We start from the raw sequence: 18,188 nt of genomic DNA, 5'->3' as shown, positions 1-18,188 counted from the left end.
TGTTAATTACTCGCATACTGCTTCATTTCATCGAACACCGTCTCCATCTTTTCTTCGTCGTCTGGTTCGATAACCGTCGCCTCGCGTTCCGACGGCTCCTTGGGAATAGGGTCGACACCGGAGACGATTGTCGGTGACCCATCCAGGCCGATGAAATCTGGGTCGAGGTTCAGGGCTTCTTGATTCCAGACTGTTACATCTTCGTCCAACTCAAGCGTCGCTGCTCGCTCTCTGGTCGCCTCACGAAGGTCCTTGTACCGCAATCGGTGTTCAGCACGCCGATAGGTAGCCTCGAACTCCGGGTCGGTGACGATAAAAGCCGGAAGCTCTGCCTCGATTGTCTCAATCTCTGAGAGGTCACCTTCGACGAGTCGTTTGGCACGGACGGTTCCCTTGTCCTCGTCAACATCAATCGAGATGACGTGGGTTATCAGTGGCCTGTCCGTTAGCTCGTCGTTGATATCGAGACACCAGTTCGTTTGTGGCCCAGTGTGTCCAGTCTCGCCGTCTGCAGTTTTGAAACCGGCAAAGATGATATCCGGTTCTTGCTCTAGTTGCTCGATACCAGTAGCAATTGTCATTGCTGTGGCCCATGTATCTGCTGCGCCCATCTCACGGTCCGACAGCAAGAAGAGGTCGTCAGCATAGACATCTTTCATTCCTTCTTGGAGTACTTCTTTGTACCCCGGCGGACCCATGCTCATTAGCGAGACGTGACCGCCGTGTTTTACTTTTGTCTGGAGTGCTGCGCGTAATGCTATCTTGTCGTTCGGGTTCATCACAGTCGGCGTCTTCCCCCGTTCTAGATGGCCGTCCTCGTCGAACGAGACCTTTCCTTCACGGAAGTCAGGAACGCCTTTGGTAAGAGTAACCATGTGCATTTGTAACACTACCCTAGGAAAGTTGCACAGCGTTAACGGCCTAAGTGTTTCGTCGTTTCTCTGTATTTTAGCCCAGATAGGTGTCTCCACAAGACACGAAAAAAAGCCGCGCGGTCGATTAGCTGGACACAGAACATAAATACCGACCGCCTAAACACTGATTAATGAGCGAGCAGGCCCGACAGTTCGTCGCAGACGAACTATGGCTAGCAATAGCAGTGGTAACCCTTCCACTCCTGATGCTCAGTGGAATGGTCGCTGAACCCCTTTCTGACGCTATTCTCGTAGTCGGATGGTTCCTGCTAACGCCTGTGTTTTTGTTCTGGGGCGACGAGATTGCGGCGCTACTGTTCTCAGCCGAAGATACGACTGCAGACGAAGCCGAGTCAGCTACTGATGCAGTCGAAGAATTGAAACGTCGATACGCCAGGGGAGAGATCGACGAGGCGGAGTTCGAGCGTCGGCTTGACCGTCTGGTTGCTCTGGATGAGGGAGCTGAGATATCGAACGACGCGTACTCACCACCGTCAAAGGTGCGCGAGACCTCTCTCGACCGGTCAGACCCCGATTCTGCCGAGACAGCACAAACAGAAAGAGAGTAATCAGGGTCCACTCCGTCTGTGGCTACGCACAAAACGAGACGTGTCACACGACACAGTGCTGTATGAGGGCAGTCAAGCCAACAAGAGAAAGCAGTTACTGAACAGAGACACAGTTCGGTGACCAGTCTCTCTAAGTGATAGTGCTTCCAGAAAAGAACTTACACAGTCGTGTAACCGGCCTAGTTAGATGCGTCCTGCTCTGCTCGGGTCGACGTCAATCGCATCAACAGGGCAGACATCGACACAGAGCATACAGTCGATACATTGGTCTTCGTAGGTCGGGTCTGCCTTTATCTCGCTTTCTGGGTGCCCGGGTGTGTCAACCCACTCAAACACGTCGACCGGACAGTCTTCGAGACAGGCACCGTCTGCGATACAGATGTCGAAATCAACCGCGACGTGAGTCCCATGGATTCCCTGCATCTCTTCGCTCGGTTCCTCGCCATCAGGTGTCCAGATGCGATGCTCCTCGTGTCGCTCGGTTTCGGTATACGTTTCCTCAAATTCCGGGTCGATTGCCATTGCTAATTATTCACAGTCCGGGCGAATACTTAAACCTTTGACTGACAGCATTCAGTCAAATCGCTACCGATGGGCGAAATAAACCACCGTCTCATCCTCGCTTTGCTTATCGATTCTGGCGAAGCCAACCCGTTCAAACTGTACCATCTCATCAGTGTCGTACGTAGAGAGGCCCGGTTCGGCAACTCCCGAAATATCGCCTTCTGGAGTCCGCATTTTGACTGGTTGGGTATCCGTTGCAGAGACCCAGTGAACAATGTCGACGTTCTCTTCGCGTGTGACATCGAGAGAGGCATCAACGAACTTAAATCCACTCTCGGTATGTTCGACACAGCCATACCCTTTGAGCCAGACACGATTACCCGTCGGTGGGAGGTCAGACTCCTCGAGTAAAACGCCGCCCTTAGCAGGGATGTTCCGCTGCCCGCGATCCTCGTGTTCAGGATGGACACGCGGCTTTCCAGCATCGGGCCCTCCCTCTATGGACTTTTCGACGGCACCACCACCGTGTTCGGGGTCATCACGAACAAAGAAAGCCCGGTCAGTCTCATCGTCAATTCGTTCTCGGTTCTCGGAGTACACTGCAGACATGGCGAGGTCAACATTAGAGCTTGACGTGCCGAGTTCGACCATCGCATCGACAATGGCTTCGCCACGGATTCCGCGACGACGGAGGCTAGCAATTGTCGGTGCGCGTGGGTCATCCCAGCCATCGAGTTTCCCTGTGTCGACGAGTTCTTTGATTGTCGAAGTTGACATCGAGATGTCGTACTCATCGATGTTGACGTGGCCCCAGTGGACAACCTCTGGGTACTCCCAGCCGAAGTAGTCGTACACGAACCGCTGTTTTTTCGCCGAATCCTGAAGGTCGATACCTCGAATGATGTGTGTGACACCGGTTAGATGGTCGTCGATACCGCTCTGGAAGTCAAGCATCGGCCAGCATCGGTACTCCGTGGCTTCCGCACGCGGATGTGGTGTCTCGATAACCCGGAATGCGACGAAATCGCGCAGGGCGGGATTCTTGTGTTCGATATCGGTCTTGACGCGAAGGACCATCTCGCCGTCTCCGTACTCGCCGTCGACTAACCGCTCGAATTCCTCTTTGACCGTCTGGATATCCTTATCCCTGTGAGGACAGGCCTCTCCAGCGTTCTTTTGTTCCGAGAACTCCGCCTGGGGACAGGAACATGTGTATGCCCCACCTTTCTCAATCAGGTCCCGAGCGTGTTCGTAGTAGGTTTCGAGGCGATCACTCGCTTTGAGTATCTTGTCGGGTTCGAAGCCGAGATATTCAACAGCCTCCAGAATCTCATCGTAGGCGTCGAGATCTGGACGCTTTGTCTCCGGGTCTGTATCGTCAAACCGACAGAGCATCCACCCATCGTAGATGTCTTTGTACGTTCCAATAACCGCGGGCATCCGCGCGCTGCCAAGGTGCCACGGCCCGTTCGGGTTCGGTGCCATTCGCATTCGAACCTGGTCGTATTCCTCAGCGTTGGGTAGTTTGGGAAGTGCTTGCTCGTCCTCCTCGTCTTCGGCTTCGAGTGCTTCGAGGCGCTCGGGTGCGAGCTCTGCGAGCCGTTCGCGTCGCTCTTTTTGGCTCATCCCGTTAACTTCCTCAACGACAGGTGCGATAACACCAGCAATCTGGTCCCCATACTCTCGAAACTCTGGGTTTTGCCCCATCAGAGGGCCCATAATTGCACCAACCTGTGCCTCACTGTCGTGTTTCAACGCGTTGAACAGAGCGTTTGTCTCAGCGGCTTCTTTTGCCTGGTTCTCGATATCCTCGTCCATTACTGAGTACGTCCACGCCCGACCACCAAAACTGGGACGGATTTGCCTCAGAACCGCATCTATTTAGACACAGGGCAAGAGAATACCTGCATGGGACTGTTCGACCGACTGCGTGGGGATGATGGCCCGCGTGTCGTTTTCGTTGGTATCGATGGTGTTCCGTACGATCTTGTCGAGGATCACCCGGACGTGTTCGAAAATCTCACCGCGATTGCGTCGGAGGGAACTGGTGGACGACTCCAAAGCATTGTCCCACCAGAATCGAGCGCTTGCTGGCCAGCACTTACCACCGGCCAGAACCCTGGCGAGACAGGTATATACGGGTTCCAAGACCGAGAGCCGGATTCCTATGAAACCTACGTCCCCTTAGGGGCCCACGTTAAGGCTACCCGGCTATGGGATCGAGTGACGGCTGCCGACCGCTCAGCGTCGGTGTTCAACGTCCCAGTCACGTTCCCACCGTCCGATGAAGTGCAACGGCAGGTGTCGGGCTTTCTCTCGCCGTCACTGGAGGATGCAGCGAGTTCGCCAGCGGTAGAGAGTACGCTCGAAGATCTCAACTATCAGGTCGATGTCGACGCAAGCCTCGGCCACAACGATGACAAGACAGCATTCATCGAAAACGCAAACGAGACACTAGAGGCACGATACAATGCATTTAGCCACTACATTGACCAAGACGACTGGGACCTCTTCTTTGGCGTGTTTATGGCAACTGACCGCGTGAATCACTTCTTGTTCCGAGACTACGCACAGGATGGAGCGTATGCTGAGGAGTTCCTCGACTTTTACCGTAACCTCGACGAGTATATTGGGAAGATTCGGGAACAACTTGACGAGACCACGGAGTTGATTGTCGCGTCTGACCATGGATTCACGGAACTCAACTACGAGGTGAACTGTAACCGATGGCTCTCTGAAAACGGCTGGCTTTCATACGCCGCTGACGAGCCCGAAGACCTCGCTGATATCGGCCCTGAGACGAGGGCGTACTCGCTCATTCCTGGTCGGTTCTACCTCAATCTCGAAGGGCGTGAACCAGATGGAACAGTTCCAGAAAGTGAGTACGAAACCACTCGCGATGAGTTGATAGCCGACCTCAAAGCACTCACTGGTCCCGACGACAGGAAAGTTTGTGGCCGTATCGTCAAGGGAGAAGACGCATTCGACGGACAAAACACCGAGATAGCGCCGGATGTCGTGGTTGTTCCCGCAGATGGATTCGACCTGAAAGCGTCGTTCGGTGCAAAAGACGACGTGTTCACCACCGGACCTCGCAACGGGATGCACAAGTTCGACAATGCGTGTCTCTACTCGACGGCTGACCTCTCAGTGGATGATATAGACCTTTACGACATCACGCCGACGATTCTGGACCTAATGGAGATCGAAGCCGACACTCCCAAAATGGATGGGACCAGTCTCGTGAGGTGACGCGACGGGACTGGTTACGCGGCGTGAATGAAAAGCTTCTTTGAAAACTGGAACGCCGTCTGAGACATGACGGCAGATTTCCCGGATTACATCGACGTTGAGTACACCGACGGTGAAGGTGAAGATCCAAGCGAGTATCCTGCCCTTGAGTCAAAAATCGAGAAAGCAATCGACGTGACACGACAGGGTCTCGAAGAGTACGAAAACCCCGCAGTCATGTGGACTGGTGGAAAAGACTCCACACTCACGCTCTATTTCATCAACGAAGTGGCTGACGAGTTCGGCTTCGAGAAACCGACAGCAGTGTTCATCGACCACTACCAGCATTTCGATGAGATTACTGATTTCGTCGAGCACTGGGCCGACGAGTGGGGCATCGACCTTGTGTACGCGCGCAACGAAGACGTCGGGTCCTACGTCGACGAGAACGGACTTGGGCCCGGTGATGACATCCCAGTCGATGCACTTGGCGACCACAACCAACATCACATCCGCAATATTCTCGAGTACGAGGATGAGACGTTCCCCTTCCTGCTCGACACGTACGTCGGCAACCATCTCCTCAAGACGGTTGCGCTGAACGACGCCCTTGAAACACACGAGATAGACGGTGTCATTTCCGGCGTTCGCTGGGATGAGCAGGAAGCTCGGGCCGACGAGACGTTCTTCTCGCCACGCCACGACCCAGACACCTACCCACCACACGACCGAGTCCACCCAATCCTACAGTTCAAGGAAGCAGATGTGTGGGATGCCTTCTGGCATTACGTGGTTCCAGAAGCGGCAGCCGAGTTCCCCGACAGCGGACACGTTCCCCAGTCTGGTGACGACCTTCCCGATGGTGTGGAGTGGGAAGATGTGCCCATCTCGCCGAAGTACGTCGCTGGCTTCCGTTCGCTCGGTTCCGAGGTCTCGACTGAAAAGACAACCGACGAGCCCGCATGGCTGCAGAACCTCGAAGACACCACCGAGCGAGCCGGTCGCGCCCAAGACAAAGAAGACCTGATGGAGCGTCTGCGCGACCTCGGCTACATGTAACTGCGGCTCTTCTCAGCGAACCTACAAAAACGCGATTCAGCAAACATTGATGCCCTCTCCACTCGTCTTCTGGGCATGGACACGTACTACCGGGCTGCTCGGACGAGAAAGAAAACTGCAAAGCGACGGCAATGACGCCCGAACAGTATCTGAGCCGTATCGGGCTCAGCCCATCGGCAGTCGGGGAATCTGACATCGAGTCACTCCAGCGCCTCTTATACGCACACGTCACGGCTGTGCCATTCGAGAATCTCGCAATCGTCGGCGACCCACACGGTGACACGGACGGTTCTGGCGTCGTGCTTTCGACGCCACAGCTATATGAAAAAATCGTCACGCGTGAACGCGGCGGCTACTGCTTCGAGCTTAACGGCCTCTTTCATTGGCTCTTAGACAGCCTCGGCTACGATGTCGACCGCGTGGCCGCGCGGATTACTGGCGACGGTGGGGTCGAGCTCCCAGCCAATCATCACGCAAACGTGGTCCACCTCGATGGCCGCTACGTGGTCGATGTGGGGATGGGAACGCCCAAGATTCGACAGCCAATCCCAGTCAACGGGCCAGCACTGACCGATGATGTTGGCGTTGAGTGGCGTGTTATCGAGGCAGAGCGCCCTGACGTGACCCACCGCGTGGAGTTTCGCTACGAGAGCCACGAGGAATGGACTGACCGATACGTGTTCGACGAGACGCCCAGGTCGCTCTCGTATTTCGAGGCAACAAACGACTACCTGCAGAGCGCTCCCGAGTCGACGTTTACCGGCTCGCCGTCGATTTCAGTTGGGACCGAAAACGGATTGGTCTATCTCGATGCCGAAACGTTTGTCGAGTACGTCGGCTCAGAGAAACACGAGGAACCGGTCCAACCCGAAAGGTGGCACGACGTACTCACGGAACGCTTTGGTATACTATATCCAGCAGACTGACAGCCATCGACTCTCCCGCCAAGAAACTAATATTTGAAGATACCAATCGATCAAACAACACAGCGAAAACTATGTCAGGCGAACAGAAAGACAACACAGATTTGACGCCTGAGGAGCGGACCTACGCACCTCTCCCCAGGCAGACGATGTACAAAATTCAGACAGCACAGGCGGAGGGTGCCGAGCCAGATGATGTTGCCCACCCACCACAGACCATTCGGACCAACGAGTTTCGGTGTCTGTACTTCGAGTTGCACCCCGACGAGCAACTCGACTGGCACACCCACACGCCGGGACTCGACGAGGTAAATCTCTGCCTTGATGGCCGAGCTAAATACACCATGGAACGCGAAGACGGGAGCCATCAGACGCTCGTTATCGAGCCGATGGAGTTCGTCTACGTTCCCGGCGGAGCGCGAAAAAAAATCGAGGTTGTTGGCGACCAGACTCACCGGTCGCTCTCGGTTGCGAAAGCTGCTTCCGTAGCGAGGCTCGAAGCGCTTGAGAAAACCGGCGATACCGCAGAAAACGAGACCCAAGAGACGGCATGGTCTGACGCGCTGTTCGTCGACCGGAAACGTGACGACGTTGTCGTCAAAAACGACGACCTCGTCTCAAAGTAGCTTCTGTAGCAGACCGATTACTAAACCGATGGAAAATCTGGTATACGATGACCCCGTTGAGAAAGAGTCTAATGCGGAAATAGTAGTTCAGCGAAAGACAATACAAAAGAATCTCATATCGGAGTGAACAGTGTGATTGTAGTGGAATAACTGTTGAATTACAGAATGTGATTGCTTGTTATAGAAATCGTATATGGGTTCGGGCGGATTTGAACCGCCGGCCTCCTCCATGTCAAGGAGGTGTCATAACCGGTCTAGACCACGAACCCTCGCAATTCAGTATACTGCCGGGGGATAATTGAAGGTTTCGAATCGAAGACGCTCCTGTCGGTTGGTTTTGCCGCCATCTATCGGTTATACGTGCTGTGTTAGCTGAAAACACTGGTTAGTAACTAAACAATAGCTGGAATGGATGCGTAGCGAAACGTGGGTTGGTGTTGTCGTTGTACTGCTCTACAGAGAAGTGTGGACTGGGCCACGGTGCCACTCAACTCAGTCGATAATGTGACGATTTTTCTCGGCAATTGCGGCTGCTTCCTCAAACTCACTCTCGCCGAGGAGTCCACGGGCTGCACGCTTTCCCCACTCGACGGCTGGTTGTGTGAATGTCTCGACATCGTATAGTTCGCCGGCCAAAATACAGGCAGCTTCCATATCGTAGAGCAATCGGCCGAGGGACTGTTCGTTCAACTGTTCAATCTCGATCCTGACGTTTGGACAACCTGCTGTGGCCAAGCTTGCTTCGGTTGCTTCGAACTCTGCATCGAGCAGCGAGCCAAGTTCGCTGCCACCAAGATACGAGAGTTCGTCGATATCAGTCTCGGGAATCGTCACATTGGCTGTCTCCTGTGGGCGAACGAATGTGACAAGCTTGTTTCGCGGGCCCGCACGGTATAGCTGGAGTTGTGAATGCTGATCTGTGGCCCCAAGTGCTCGGACCGGCGTCTGTCCCCCACCGTCTTTCCCGAGACTCTCAGCCCAGAGCTGTGCAAACCACTCCGAGAACGGCTCTAATCGTTCAGCATAAGGCATCATAACATTCATGTCTGCTCCGCGCTGGCCGAGCGCGTAGGAGACAGCACCGTACGCATAAGCCGGACAGTCAGACAGCGACGGCGAGAGACTTTCAGCACCCTCTTTCCCGCCATCGAGGAAAGCATCGATATCGCAATCTTGGATTGCTGCGGGAACGAGTGCGACTGTCGACAGTGCAGAGAACCGCCCGGGGACGTTATCGGGAACATCGAGAGCGGGCAGAGCATGTGTTTCGGCAAGCGTACGGAGTGGACCGTCATCACCGGTAGTTACAATCGTCTGTTCAGTCCAGTCGACGCCGGCATCGTCCATCGCTTCACGTACAACTAAGAACGTAGCAAGTGTCTCAGCGGTCGTACCAGAGCGGGAAACAACATGGACAGCAGTCTTACCGAGGTCAAGAGAGTTGAGGACAGATTGCGTGTGTTCCGGGTCAACGTTGTCTAGTACGTAGTGTTCGACCTCGTCGTTACCGACCGCCGTTGTTATGGTCGCTGCACCAAGCGCACTCCCACCAATGCCGACAGTTAAGACGGCATCGCTGTCGGCGAAGTGGTCGGTCTTCCGGCGAATCTCGTCTGAATCGACCGTTTCTGGTAGGTTCAATGCGGCATAGCCAAACTCGTTGTTCTCCCGACCCTCGGCGATGCGTTCATGCCCAACGCGAACCCTCTCAGCCAACTCTTCGAACTCATGTTTATCAAGCGACGGCTGACTCTTATCGGTCAGTATGTTCCCGATATCTACGTTCATACGTCGCTTCTCGGCTGGATGTTGTTAGAACTCACGACTTTCTCCGCCAGTCGAAACCACAAAAAGTGCTCGTACCGTATCTGGTCGCATGACAGGGACAGACGAGACAGAGAATGACGACGAACAGGTCGACGAGGTTGTTTCGATGTATCAGCAGGACGACGCTGTCGGCCCGGGAGATGCCCCAGCGCCCGAGAGTACAGACGGAGAGGGAGCAAGTGGTGACCAAGATACGCAAAACGACGCACAACCGGATGACCAAGAGCAGTTAGAAACCAAGGCGCCGATAGTTGAAGCCGGCGGCGGTGAGTTAGAGGAAGTGACTGGTACGTTTTATGTCAAGTATGCACAAGATGTCTCAGTCACGCTTCATGAGATAAATACAGCCCAAATTTGTACGCTCGTAGAGAATCCTGGCTTCGAGCGCCACGAGATCATCGAGGCAACACTGGAAGAACAGCCGCCAATGGGTGTTTCCTACCTAGTCGAAGAGCTAGAAGAGCAGTACTCAATTCCGGTCGAACAGAGCGACGAAGCATTGACAACGCACGTTCGTGAGATTGCTACGGAAGAACTCAGTATCGGAGACGCTGTGGCTATCGAACGAGAAGGCAAAGGCGAGATACATATCATCCGTGTCGAGCCAGCACAAGTAGCAGACACTGTCGAAGAGTTGCACGACGACGAGACGACGTATAAAAATGCCGCCCGATATGACCACGTTTCCCGCGTCGAAGTCAGGACAGATACTGAAGCGGGTGTCGTGAGTATCCGATATATGCCCTAAACACCGCGTAGGGAGTTCTTTCACGCGATTTCTTCAGACACCAGACCCCCCTCGTATGCCAGAGCAACCTAAAGAGTCACGAGTAGCGACAGCGCTACGCAGTTGTTGTGAGTTCTTTGTGAGTTGGATGTGAGTTACTGGGGAGTGGTTTTATATAATAGAAGAACAAAAACTCACATATGTCGAGAGAGATTCGGATTACAATCAGCGACGACGAGGTGTTTGAGCGGATGAAGCGAGTCAAAAAGCACCTCGATTTATCTTGGAAAGAAGTCTTGCACCGTGGGCTCCAGATTGACGATTTCTCTCAACCAACGGACCGAGATGCCACAGTACACGACGGACCGGAACAGACGCCTTCGCCGGGCGATACTGATTTTGGTGACCGTATCGAACGCCAGCTCAAACAACGAATCGAGGCCTCACTCGAAAATGCGCTCGGCGTTGAGACGTTCGAAGCTGAGTCGTCCGGTAGTCCACCGTACGATTATGAGGACGAGGTTGAGTCGCTTGCGAACGCAGAAGATGCAACTCTCATCTTTCCGTTTTTAGATGAGACCCCCGCTAACCGGGTACCACTCCGGGTCGAAATCGAAATGCGAGCGGGTGGCGTCGAAATTGATGTTGTGGCCGTCAGACAAAGTAAATCGGTCACCGAGATGAACTGTTTCAAAAGGGCAACACGCCAGCGAATCGCGGAAGGCTTGGCAACTGGCTCGTCGGTTCGACTTGAGCTCGGTGACGGAGCCGAGGAGTACGAGGTAACGCCTGTCCTTACTTGGGGTCGTGATAGTCAAGGAGAGCTCGTTGTCGAGCAGGTGAAAATTGAAGACGTACTGTTTGGCGAACAGGCACAGCAATAACAGAGGGTGAGTATAGCAATGAACGCAAAACACGACTCGACAAACTCGAACGCTGATAACCCCACGCTGCAGGCGGCAATTGGGTCGTTGCTCGCTGATGAGACCCGGATTGCAATTCTCACCGAACTGTATGCGGTCTCCGATACTGAGGGTTTATCATTCTCAACGCTTAGACGGCAGGTTGGTGTCTCAGACTCCGGACGGTTTAATTATCATCTTGACCAACTGTCAGGAGAACTCGTCAGAAAACGCGACGAGAAGTATACACTCACTTCCGTCGGTAAGCAACTCGTGATGGCTTTCGAAGACACCAGACAGTGAACTACCCTATCGTTGGCGGGTCTGTCCGCTGATTGTCGAGTAGATATGAGTACTCTACTATTTTGTCGCCCAGTTTCTCTGCTCGTTCTAGCGCCGTGTTGTCAACCAACTGTCCGTCTTCGATAACACTGCTAATGTTCGGTATGCCCACCTGGTGTGAGAGCGGGACTGCTCGAAGCCAGACACAAATAGTGCGTAAATGGAGTAGTGAGGGTGTCGGAAACCGTCCACCAGCAACGGTCACGAGACCAACCGGCTTGTCTTCAAACTCATCAAAGCCACAGTAGTCCAGTGCTGTTTTCAGCGGCGACGCGATTGAGCCGTGGTAAATTGGCGTCCCTAAAACAATGCTATCAGCCACTTTGATGTTCTCGCGGAGCTTCTGTGCGTCTCCGGCATCTTTCTTGTCGCCGTTATATAACGGAAGGTCGTACTCCCGGAGGTCGATAACTGAGGTCTGTGCTCCAGACGCTTTAGCAGCTGCCATAACATGTGCCAAAACGACACGCGTTGAACTATCATCCCGTAAGCTTCCACAGACTGCGACAACTTTCGGACTCTCTGTCATTGAATTGCCTTGGTAGAGTGAGGGTATATTAGTTCGCTGAAATTGGTTTATATTATACGAACTATCATTTTTCTGTTCTAGCTCGTTCATTGTGGGTTGAGGTTTCTAAAACGGATACGACCCTGTACAGCGGTCTCGTCACCTCATCCAATTAAACTGGCATTATTTCGTGTGTGTAGACCTCGATAACGTGTCTTACTTCGCTTCTTGGGAGGTCGCCTCATCGTCAGAGGCCGCCGATTCGTCAGATTCAGCCGTCGAAAGCGGTTCTTCCGGTCTGTCTGTTTGTGGTTCGGGTGGTGTTGAATAAACGTACGCTGTCCCGTCATCAATAACAAGACACTCCTGACGTTCAGCGTCGTGGATGACACGCCGGTCAGAATCTACCGCAACGTCAACGAGGTCTTTGACCGAGGCAACCTCAACCGTAGAGGACGGTATACTGTCGTCTGTCACCCGTCCCTCACTAATCCACTCGGAATACTCATCGTAGGTGTTGGAATACTCAGCCCAAGCCAAGGCCTGCTCACTGACTTCAAACGTCTCACGGTAGTGACTGATACTGACTACAACCAGTCCGCTGATTCCGATGAGAGCTAAAAGCGGCCCCCCGGTTGTTCGCAGTGGACTGTACTCACTCTCGCCGACACGTTGTCCGAGTTGCTGGCCAGATTCCTCAAACGGGCCGACGTCAGTGTACTGATACACAGACGACCCGATGTCGAGACGTGTCTCGTAACTGTACGTTTCGCTTGTTTCTTTTCCGTTCCGCTCCCCAGCTACTGACAACTCTGAAACCAACGCAACCTCAGTGGTTCCTGGAGACCCCCCAAGCTGATTGTCTATCTGTTCTGCGTTGTCGACGAGAGCGGAAATGTTCATTCCGAACGGAACCGTAATCGTTTCGCTGGGCTCGACTGACTGGTGGCTCACCGATTTGAGTTGTTCCTGTGTTTCCCAGTACGTAACCGCTTCACCGTCTTCTTCGGCAGTCGACCGAAGAACAAGTGTTACTGTGGTCTCGATATCAACGTTTCCACCCCCAGTTGCGAGGTAGCTATACTCGAGTGACCCATTTGTTATCGGCATTACCTGCGTAAAATAGGAACGTTGATTTCGTAACACCGAGCCTTGCTCATACAAATCGGTTCCCTTCATCACGGTTGCCTGATGCGAGAGCGACGTAGTTGATGACCAACTTGCCTCCTCAAACTGTTCGATCTCAGTTGGGCTAGATGTGTATGTCGTGACGGTAAAATACCCACCGACTAATGCAATACCGACACACAAGAGAACAACTATCCAGAAGTACTTCCCTACTCTGTGCTTTACTAGCAGTCTGTCGTTATCCATTGTTTATTGTAATATTTTCGTTATGTTTGTCTTTTTTGAAAAACTATCTCTGTCACCTGAGTCGACCGACAAGGCGATCAAACCGAGACGGGCCGGTTCGTTGTTCAAATCTGGTCGATCCTGTACCCATAATAGTCCTGCCAAGTAGATAGAACGGAATACCAATTTCTGCGTTGATAACGAGGATGGGGAGCCATGGGTGGATATCATAAAGTGATAGAATCATCGACTTTGGCAGGGTATGAATGTATCTGTGTTCTTTGAGATATGACTGGTAGAACCCCGTGTTGGGTGGTGCAGTAATAGCGACGCTCACGTTTTCGGTTCCTCGTCCAGAGATTGTCATCGATTTAGAATCTGTCTTGATATTGTCACCTGCAGGTTCCAAGGCGACAACCGTTGAGAGAATTCCAGTGTTGACAAATTCATAATCGTACGATTCTGTTGTTCCCTGTTGAATCAGGTCAGGCGACTCACTGTTAAATTCGGCGCTAACGATACCGAACTCATGGGTCTCGGCAGGCCCCACCATGGCAGCAGTGCCACCAGCCATCACGAGTAGGGTGAATAGGATGACAAGCAGATGAGTGCTCATGCCTGTATTTCTCGATAACTTTCGGCTGTAGCGTTCTCTGTCTGCTAGTTTAATATCCAGCAAATAGAGGATAATTGATAGAAGCAAAACGAGATACCCCATTCCCTGCATTCCGAGAAGGGCATCTAACCCGAGCGACTGAGCCAACAGACTCTGAATGGATGCCAGCAGAGATTGAACGCCCGAGACGGCGTCACCGAGTCGCGGAATCGTTGCCACGTCTTCCCCTGGTTGCCACGCAACAGCCTCGATTTGGGGCTCTTTTACGTATGGCTCGCCCCCGTCTTGGTCAGTAAACGGGTTCGCGTCACCCCTCGTTTCGAATCCTTTCTCAGTCTCGCCAACGATACGATGTGTCGTCAGCTGCCCGTTCTCTATTTCCTGTGCATTGAACACGACAACATCGCCCACCTCAGGCTCTCCTGCTAACTCAGTGGGAACCGCGATGAACCCATCGCCGGTATCTATCGTTGGCTCCATACTACCAGTCGTGACATAACTCAACAGAATGGGCTGTCCAAGTACCTGGCCGATAACTAACACGACCAGACATAGTGCGACCAACAACTGAAGACTCAACCAAGCTACTCGTTTAATCTTCATGCCTGACCTGTCTGTGCTGACGTTAACCCACAGCTCTGGTATCTTTTTTCATACATTCATTCGGATGATATGCTAATAATTCGACCACCTATGCTTACACACAGAGTGCATCGTGTTCGATACTGCGACGTGACGGGTGAGTTGGGACACTCACGATTGTTCGGCGGTCTCGACATCCAAAATCTCGAACCGAGCACCTCCTTCTTTGCTCTCTGTCAGCACAACATCCCAACCATGGTCCTTTGCGACTTCCTGTACAATTGTCAAACCAAAACCAGTCCCGGTGGTGGTTCTCGAGTACCCGTACTCAAAGACCGTGTCACGCTTTTCAGGCGGGATCCCCGGCCCGTCGTCTTCGACGTAGAACCCGTTTTCTATTGTCCCAATACGAATAATCCCACTGTCTGCACCGTGTTTGATTGCGTTCGAGATGAGATTTTCGAGCAGTTGTAATGCCCGTCCTGGGTCTGCCATTATTTTTAGTTCTGTTGTACATATAACGGTAGCAGGCCCAACTTCGATATTTTCTCGGCACTCGTCTACCAGCGTCTCCAGCCCGATTAGCTGAGTGTTAAGATCTCCATCTTGCTTCCCGATTGTTAGAAGGTCATCAATAAGCGCCTCAATTCGATCGAGTGAGCGGCGACAACGGCCGATGTTCTCTTCATCAGCACCGTTTTGCTCGACCGCTGCAAGCGAGAGAGACAATGACTGAACTGGGTTACGCAGGTCATGACTCACAACTGAGACTAATCGGTTTAGCTTCTGGTTTTTCAACTTCAGCTCTTCATATTCCGACAGCGCGTGAAACTGGGAGTAAATGGCAACAATTTCGCCGCTTTCGTCGGTACACGCCCGACTCCGCCATTGACAAGAAATACGCTTCCCATTGTTGGTAACAATCTCTGTTTTGTGGGTTTGCGTTCCCTTCTCTGCGAGCAGATTACCAACTATTTTCTGAACCGTATCGCGCTCCGACTCTGGAACAATCTGTTTCAGGCTACATCCTTCGAATTCAGTACTCGAGTAGCCTAATATCTCGCGTGCAGTCTCGTTGAGTTGGACGGCATCAAGCTGGCTGTCCCACTCAATAGCGGCAAACGGTGCGTTATCGAAGAACGTTCGTCTGCTCGCCGTTCCTTGCTTTTCGCGACGTTTTTTTACGAGAGAGGTTACCCTGTTAGCGAGCTTTTCATAGTAATCGTTTCCAAATCCTTTCTGATAGTAATCGGAGACACCCGCTGAAATGGCTTGACTAGCCAAATCTTCGGAACCTTTCGCTGTCAGCAGAATAAACGGGAGGTCACCGTAATCTTCCCTGACTTTCCGGAGAAGTTCGATCCCGGTCAGTGGCGTCATATCGTACACCGAGATAATACAGTCGACCTCTGTTTCCTCTAAGCGTGTAATCGCAGTTCGAGAGTCTTCGACCGTAGAGACGGTCACATCCTTTTGTTGTCTCTGAATATGTGTTGCGGTAATGTCAACATAATCTTGCTCATCGTCGACAACAAGAATCGAGATTGTTTCGGTCTGTGCAGGTTGTCGCTCTAAATCTGATTGCAGTCTAGCGTTCATGCATATTCACAGTTGTTTCAGGCTGAATTCTCCACTTGACGACTCCAAGGTGGTGACCGTGAAAAGCCATCACAGGATCTCAAATTAAGATTCTAATGCATGTAATATAGGATTACTCCCACTGAATCAAAAATCGAATTCAATAATCGACTACGACAGGTGCTCAGTTAGTGCCTGAGAGTCCAGTCAGGACTGCTATACCATACGTAGAACAGAAATTCAGCTATAGATAAACAAAAACTCTTCTTGAGTTTTAATCATACGACAATGTAGTAGCATTAGATGCGTATGAGTTAGATAGTATATAGAATATCTTATACAAATGCTAGTTGCTTTACCAGATCGAGCACCAGTACAATCGAGAGACTGGCGGTATCATAGCCTGTTACGATCGTATACTAGCATATATAAGCTAAAATTTGGAGTATAGTGTGGCTGTTGACTCCCTGCGTACTCGTCCAAGAACGCCAGCGAGGCGTAATCTAGTCGAAGCTATTGGCGTTGATCGTGACTTGATTATCTATCTCAGCGAGTACCTGATCTCCCTCAGAAAGGCTATGAGCTCTAATCGTAACGCTGATCATAGCACAGGACCCCTCAATGAGAGTGACTGCGTTTTGCTCGCCGAGAATCGATTGTTGTCTGTGCTCTTCGAGATGAAAATCAAGGCGCCGCTTACCCTCTTCCGGATACCCCTCCCCCAAGGGGACTGTCGGCCAGTCTTCGTCGTCTTGGACGTACACCGACGCTTCTTTAGTTCCCTGGTTGCAGACGGTGAAGACGTTCTGGAACCAAGAAGTAGCATCCGAATTGACGCCCAAGCCCATCGGCGAACTGGCTGCTGATGGGTTTTCATCAGACATCGCGATTCTAAGTCTGCCGTTGTCGTCGACATATCCGTATTCACCGTTCGGCGTGTCAGCAACGTCAAGTCCAAGATATGCCTTTGGATCTTTGGCAAGACCAATTGTCAGATTACGCTCGCTCTCAACCTGTGAGAACGCTCCCGTTCCAATAAGACCAACTCCTGCAGTCGCACTCAGACCCGTACCAACCAAGAATTTTCGTCGCTTCATTTTTGTTGTGGTGCCCGGGTGGAAAACGGAATGTAGTCCTATGGACTACCAGCGTCAGGTGCGTCTGCGACAATTGTGATAGAACCATCAATCAGCGGGTCATTCGTCGTCGCGTCGAGACCATGCGTCATCGTACGAACCCCAATCTTATCGGAATTTCCTGCATCAAGCGAGACAGCGTCGTTCGGTGTGATCATTTGACGGTTATCGTTACTGTCGAGATAATAGAAGCAAATAGCCCAGTTACTATCGGTGGGCGTTTTCCAATTATTCGTAAGGTCGGGGTGTCCATTGCTTCCTGAATTGTACGTGGGGAAACTGTAGGAGATATTAGCTTCGGCTACCCCGTTGTTGCTGAGTTGGAACATATCGTCGAAGTATGTTGTTGAATCAGGGTTGACACCAGAGCCTCCATTACCTGAGTCGCCGATATTGACCGAGAGTTTTCCGTCACTGACTTCGGCGAACTGCTGACTGTTCGACGAATTAGATAACTTACTCAATCCCAGATATGCATTTGAGTCCGTTTCGACATCAATACTCACTGTACGTTCCGCTTCAACTCTGCTGAATGCGCCGGTTCCGAGAGCAGTCGCGCCACCGGCAGCCAGTGCGCCTGCGCCGATCAAGAATTTTCGTCGTTTCATTGGCATGTTTGCTTGTTGTTGTTGTTGCGTCCAGGTAGACCGCAACACTTCGTGTGAAAGACCTCATCTGCGGTGCCGGACGTAACTATCAATAGAAAACACACATCTATTGTATTATACTTCCTGAGCCGAAAGCTGTGTTCATATCACTAGCCCTGAAAGCGCTCACGTGAGTCGTTGAAG

18 protein-coding genes and 1 tRNA gene are annotated in these 18,188 nt (G+C 52.2%); 8 read left to right on the top strand and 11 right to left on the bottom strand.

Annotated features, from left to right (window positions below):
- Positions 1-2: 2 nt before the first annotated feature.
- Entirely contained in the window at positions 3-881 is an 879-nt protein-coding gene (locus N5098_RS04425; RefSeq protein WP_267636492.1) for an electron transfer flavoprotein subunit beta/FixA family protein, read from the bottom strand.
- 164 nt (positions 882-1,045) lie between these two features.
- Here N5098_RS04425 and N5098_RS04420 point away from each other — a divergent pair, with 164 nt between their 5' ends.
- Positions 1,046-1,483, top strand: coding sequence for an SHOCT domain-containing protein (locus tag N5098_RS04420; RefSeq protein WP_267636491.1), 438 nt, complete (start codon positions 1,046-1,048; stop codon positions 1,481-1,483).
- A 183-nt stretch (positions 1,484-1,666) separates the two neighbouring features.
- On the opposite strand, the gene N5098_RS04415 is transcribed toward N5098_RS04420, so the two are convergent.
- Entirely contained in the window at positions 1,667-2,005 is a 339-nt protein-coding gene (locus N5098_RS04415; RefSeq protein ID WP_267636490.1) for a 4Fe-4S dicluster domain-containing protein, read from the bottom strand.
- A gap of 63 nt (positions 2,006-2,068) precedes the next feature.
- Complete coding sequence (locus N5098_RS04410; protein ID WP_267636489.1) at positions 2,069-3,805, bottom strand: glutamate--tRNA ligase; 1,737 nt, start codon at positions 3,803-3,805, stop codon at positions 2,069-2,071.
- Between the two features lie 90 nt (positions 3,806-3,895).
- Between N5098_RS04410 and N5098_RS04405 the strand changes: the two genes are divergently transcribed.
- From N5098_RS04405 to N5098_RS04390, 4 genes are all read left to right on the top strand, one after another.
- Positions 3,896-5,239: an alkaline phosphatase family protein gene (locus N5098_RS04405; RefSeq protein ID WP_267636488.1), complete on the top strand. Its 1,344-nt coding sequence runs from the start codon at positions 3,896-3,898 to the stop codon at positions 5,237-5,239.
- Positions 5,240-5,305: 66 nt separating this feature from the next.
- Positions 5,306-6,277 (top strand): phosphoadenosine phosphosulfate reductase family protein, encoded by a 972-nt coding sequence (locus N5098_RS04400; RefSeq protein ID WP_267636486.1) that lies wholly within the window; start codon positions 5,306-5,308, stop codon positions 6,275-6,277.
- 131 nt (positions 6,278-6,408) lie between these two features.
- A complete protein-coding gene (locus tag N5098_RS04395; RefSeq protein ID WP_267636485.1) occupies positions 6,409-7,203 on the top strand; it encodes an arylamine N-acetyltransferase family protein in 795 nt (264 codons plus the stop codon).
- 71 nt (positions 7,204-7,274) lie between these two features.
- On the top strand, positions 7,275-7,826 hold the full coding sequence (locus tag N5098_RS04390) for a cupin domain-containing protein (RefSeq protein ID WP_267636484.1): 552 nt from the start codon (positions 7,275-7,277) through the stop codon (positions 7,824-7,826).
- 194 nt (positions 7,827-8,020) lie between these two features.
- Here N5098_RS04390 and N5098_RS04385 read toward each other — a convergent pair.
- Both N5098_RS04385 and N5098_RS04380 read right to left on the bottom strand, forming a co-directional pair.
- Positions 8,021-8,095 (bottom strand) — tRNA-Val (locus N5098_RS04385).
- 223 nt (positions 8,096-8,318) lie between these two features.
- The gene (locus N5098_RS04380; protein WP_267636483.1) at positions 8,319-9,614 is read right to left on the bottom strand and encodes a phosphoglucose isomerase-related protein; all 1,296 of its coding nucleotides are present in this window, start codon (positions 9,612-9,614) and stop codon (positions 8,319-8,321) included.
- 88 nt (positions 9,615-9,702) lie between these two features.
- Between N5098_RS04380 and N5098_RS04375 the strand changes: the two genes are divergently transcribed.
- The 3 genes from N5098_RS04375 to N5098_RS04365 all read left to right on the top strand — a co-directional run bounded on the left by N5098_RS04375 (position 9,703) and on the right by N5098_RS04365 (position 11,585).
- Complete coding sequence (locus N5098_RS04375) at positions 9,703-10,401, top strand: DUF5812 family protein (protein ID WP_267636481.1); 699 nt, start codon at positions 9,703-9,705, stop codon at positions 10,399-10,401.
- Between the two features lie 179 nt (positions 10,402-10,580).
- Positions 10,581-11,264 (top strand): hypothetical protein, encoded by a 684-nt coding sequence (locus N5098_RS04370; protein WP_267636480.1) that lies wholly within the window; start codon positions 10,581-10,583, stop codon positions 11,262-11,264.
- Between the two features lie 18 nt (positions 11,265-11,282).
- On the top strand, positions 11,283-11,585 hold the full coding sequence (locus tag N5098_RS04365; protein ID WP_267636479.1) for a winged helix-turn-helix domain-containing protein: 303 nt from the start codon (positions 11,283-11,285) through the stop codon (positions 11,583-11,585).
- A gap of 1 nt (position 11,586) precedes the next feature.
- Here the strand turns inward: N5098_RS04365 and N5098_RS04360 are convergent, their stop codons facing one another.
- The 6 genes from N5098_RS04360 to N5098_RS04335 form a co-directional block, all read right to left on the bottom strand.
- Positions 11,587-12,153 carry an NADPH-dependent FMN reductase gene (locus tag N5098_RS04360; protein WP_267636478.1) on the bottom strand — a complete coding sequence of 189 codons (567 nt, stop codon included), beginning with the start codon at positions 12,151-12,153 and terminating at the stop codon, positions 11,587-11,589.
- A gap of 195 nt (positions 12,154-12,348) precedes the next feature.
- Complete coding sequence (locus tag N5098_RS04355) at positions 12,349-13,506, bottom strand: DUF5305 domain-containing protein (protein ID WP_267636477.1); 1,158 nt, start codon at positions 13,504-13,506, stop codon at positions 12,349-12,351.
- Positions 13,507-13,558: 52 nt separating this feature from the next.
- On the bottom strand, positions 13,559-14,704 hold the full coding sequence (locus N5098_RS04350) for a signal peptidase I (protein WP_267636476.1): 1,146 nt from the start codon (positions 14,702-14,704) through the stop codon (positions 13,559-13,561).
- A gap of 150 nt (positions 14,705-14,854) precedes the next feature.
- Complete coding sequence (locus N5098_RS04345; protein ID WP_267636475.1) at positions 14,855-16,282, bottom strand: hybrid sensor histidine kinase/response regulator; 1,428 nt, start codon at positions 16,280-16,282, stop codon at positions 14,855-14,857.
- A 482-nt stretch (positions 16,283-16,764) separates the two neighbouring features.
- The gene (locus N5098_RS04340) at positions 16,765-17,358 is read right to left on the bottom strand and encodes a DUF1102 domain-containing protein (protein ID WP_267636474.1); all 594 of its coding nucleotides are present in this window, start codon (positions 17,356-17,358) and stop codon (positions 16,765-16,767) included.
- A 38-nt stretch (positions 17,359-17,396) separates the two neighbouring features.
- A complete protein-coding gene (locus N5098_RS04335) occupies positions 17,397-18,005 on the bottom strand; it encodes a hypothetical protein (RefSeq protein WP_267636473.1) in 609 nt (202 codons plus the stop codon).
- Positions 18,006-18,188 lie beyond the last annotated feature (183 nt).

The sequence above is a fragment of the Halovenus rubra genome, assembly GCF_026586665.1.
Classification (GTDB): Archaea; Halobacteriota; Halobacteria; order Halobacteriales; family Haloarculaceae; genus Halovenus; species Halovenus rubra.
Note: the sequence above shows the minus strand (reverse complement) of the source record. Positions and strands in the feature narration are given on the sequence as shown.